The organism is uncultured Meiothermus sp., from assembly GCF_937863175.1.
Lineage (GTDB): Bacteria > Deinococcota > Deinococci > Deinococcales > Thermaceae > Meiothermus.
Genome location: NZ_CALMCQ010000021.1, coordinates 1 through 3,145, shown reverse-complemented (window position 1 = coordinate 3,145; position 3,145 = coordinate 1). Strand labels below are relative to the sequence as shown.

At 66.5% G+C, this 3,145-nt stretch carries 2 protein-coding genes and 1 pseudogene; all 3 read left to right on the top strand.

Annotated elements, in window-relative coordinates; all coding sequences use genetic code 11:
* Window positions 1–1,801: ABC transporter transmembrane domain-containing protein (locus Q0288_RS00875; RefSeq protein ID WP_299425723.1), on the top strand; the 1,801-nt coding region annotated here is incomplete at its 5' end.
* Complete coding sequence (locus tag Q0288_RS00870) at window positions 1,798–2,781, top strand: HlyD family efflux transporter periplasmic adaptor subunit (RefSeq protein WP_299425720.1); 984 nt, start codon at window positions 1,798–1,800, stop codon at window positions 2,779–2,781. The genes Q0288_RS00875 and Q0288_RS00870, both read left to right, overlap by 4 nt.
* Window positions 2,772–3,145, top strand: a pseudogene (locus tag Q0288_RS00865) (DNA-binding response regulator); the annotation flags it as partial. The gene Q0288_RS00870 and the pseudogene Q0288_RS00865, both read left to right, overlap by 10 nt.

Here is a 3,145-nt window from a genome sequence, read left to right as displayed (position 1 = left end):
CGCCCAGATTGCCGACCCTGCTACTGGCCTGCGCTGGGTTGGTCTGGAGGAACTCAGGCGAAAGTGGACCGGCAGGCTGCTCACCCTGCGCCCCGGGGTCAGCTTCGAGCGGGGCAACTTTGTGGGCTTGCGCGGGGTGCCGGGGCTGCTGTCGCACCTGGCGCACTTCCGGGGTAGCGCAGGGGTGTTGTTCGAGCTCACCCTGGCCACCCTGGCCCTGAGCCTGCTGAGCCTCGGCGCACCGTTGCTAAGCCAGATCCTCTTCGACCGGGTGCTCACCTTCCGCGAAGAAGACCTGCTGCCTTACCTGCTGGTAGGTATCTTTGCCCTGGCCTTTTTTCAGACCCTGTTCACCAGCCTGCGGGCGCACCTGGCCACCAACCTCTCCCTGCGACTGCTTTACCGCCTGAATCTGGGCTATTTCGACCACCTGTTGCGCCTGCCCGTGGCCCGCCTCGAGTCCCGGCTTCCGGGCGACCTCCTCTCCCGCCTGGGTGACCTGGCCCAGATCGAGGCAACCCTGCGCAACCTGGTGGTCAACCTACCGCCCACCCTGCTCACCCTGCTGCTTTCCTTTGCCGTGCTCTTCGTCTACAACCCCAACCTGGCCCTGGTGGCGCTGCTGGTGATTCCCATTCATCTGCTCTACCTGGCGGTTCTGGTTCCCCATCTGCGGGAGAACAACCGCCAGCAGCTGGCCAAAGGCGCACAGGTCAACAGCTTTGGGCGGGGGGGGCTCGAGGGGTTCGTCCGCCTTAAGGCCCTGGGCGGCGAGGGCTGGTCGCTAAGCCGGGGCCGCGACCAGTTCTCGGGCCTTAACAACCTGGTCTGGAACGGCTTTTTGCTGTCTAACTGGGGCGGGGCGGCCATTGCCTTTCTGGGGAGCCTGTTCAGCCTGTTTCTGCTCTGGTATGGGGCCGGGCTGGTGCTGAGGCTCGAGCTTACCGTGGGCCAGCTGGTTGCAGCCTATGGGCTGGTGCAGGGGGCGGTGGCCGCACTGGGAAATCTGAGCGGAATGGTAATGGCCCTGCAGGAGGGCAGCGTGGCCTCCGACCGTCTGTTGGAGGTGGTGGAGCTAAAGCCCGAACTAGAGCCGCTGGCCCAGACCCTGCCCTCGTTGCAAAACGCGGTGCAGATCGAAAACCTGAGCTTTGCCTACCAGCCCGAGCGCCCGCTGCTTACAGGCGTGAACCTCACCCTGCTCAGGGGCAGCTACACCGTGTTGCTGGGCCCCAACGGGGCGGGCAAGAGCACGCTGGCGGCCCTGCTCTGCCAGATGCTCACCCCCAGCGGTGGAACCATCCGCTGGGACGGGCTCGACCTGGCCGACCTGCCTCCGGCCACGGTGCGTGAGCGGGTGGTCTACCTGCGCCAGGAGGCCCCCCTGCTCTACGCCACCCTGCGCGAAAACCTGACCCTGGGCCGCCATCAGCCCGACCAGACCCTCTGGCAGACCCTGGCCGCAGTGGGGCTTATGGAGATGGCCCGCAAGCTCCCCGAGGGCCTGGAGACCACTCTGGGGGGCGAGAGCATTTTTCGGCTCTCCAGCGGCGAGAAACAGATGCTGGGCCTGGCTCGAGCCCTTCTGAGCGGGGCCGAGCTCTTGATCCTGGACGAGCCCACCGCCACCCTCGACCCCCAGAAGGAAGCCCAGATGGTGGGCCTGCTGGGTCAGCTCAAAGGCCCCCTGACCCTGCTGGTCATTACCCACCGCCCGGCCCTGCTGGCCCCAGCCGACCAGGTCTTCTATCTGGAAAACGGCCTCGTCCGTTCCTACCAGCCCCAGGAGGTCTCGGCATGAGCTTCCAACGCCACGAGTGGGAACGCCCCGCTCCCCGCACCACCCGCTTTTTGCTGGGGCTGCTTCTGGCCCTGGTGGCTGTGGCTCTGGTAGCCGGCTGGCTGACCCCGGTGCAGGTCTGGGCCCTGGCCCCCGGCGTCTTGCAGCCCCGGGGCCAGGTGGTGCAGGTGCTGGCCCCTGGCAGCGGGCGGATCGTACAGTTCAACCTGCACCCCAATGGGCCCGTCAAAAAGAACGATCTACTGCTTGAGATCGACACCCTGGGCCTGAGCCCCCAGGAGGCCCGGGCCCAGCTACAGGCCGCCTTGGCCCAGGTTGAAGAGACTCGGCGCAGCCTGGCCCAGCAACAGGAAATTCTGGCCCAGCGCCAGCGCTTTGCCCGCATGCAGGCCAAGCTCTATGCCGCCGGGGGCATTGCCAGGCTGGAGTACCAGGACGCCCAGGATGCCCTGCGCCAGGCCCAGGCCGCCGTGCGGGTGGCCGAGGCCCGTGTTGGGAGCGCAAGGGCGCAACTGGCCGTGTTGCAAACCCGGCGCAGCCTGCGGGTCTATAGCCCCGCCACTGGTCGGGTGCTCCAGACCGCCGGCCTGCGGGTGGGGGAGGTGGTGTCCACCGGCCAGCCGCTGGGCCAGATTCTGCCCGAAGATGTTCCGCTGGTCTTCCGGGGCTATGTGCTCGAGCGCGAGCGCCCCAAGCTGCGCGAGGGGGCCCCGGCCGAGGTAGCCTGGAACGCTTTTCCCCGCCAGCGCTTTGGCCTTAGCCAGGGAACCGTTACCCGCATCTCTGCCAGCACGGTACTGGTAAACAACGTCCCGGTCTTCGAGGTAGAGGTGGCGCTGGCCTCGCTCGAGCTAAAAAGCCCCGAGGGAACCCGCCAGCTGCTGCCGGGCCTGGCCGGCGAGGCCCGGGTGGTGGCTGCCGAGCGAAGCGTACTGAACCTGCTGTGGGACTGGATTCGGGGGGTGAACCCATGGGGATAAAGGTATTGAGCGGCTCCAAACTCTTCATCGAGGCTGTTATGGGCGCTTTGCGAGACTTAGACTGCCCAAAGGCGCTTACACTGGTGCTGGACTACCCGCTGGGCCTTGCGCTTACCGTCTGCCCCAGCCTGCATGGCTCCCAGGTGGTGGTCACCCAGTCGGCCTCGCCCTACTACCTGCAAGAACTGTTGCGCAAGCACCCCCTGGGTCTTTTGACCGGGTGCGTCACCCTGCCCCAACTGCGGCGTCTGCTCGAGCAAATCTCCCAAACCCCTACCCTGCCGGTTTTGCCCAGAGTAGAACGGGTAGACCTCTCGCCCAAGGACTGGGCGGTTCTGCGCCTGGTGGTGCAGGGCCTGGACAA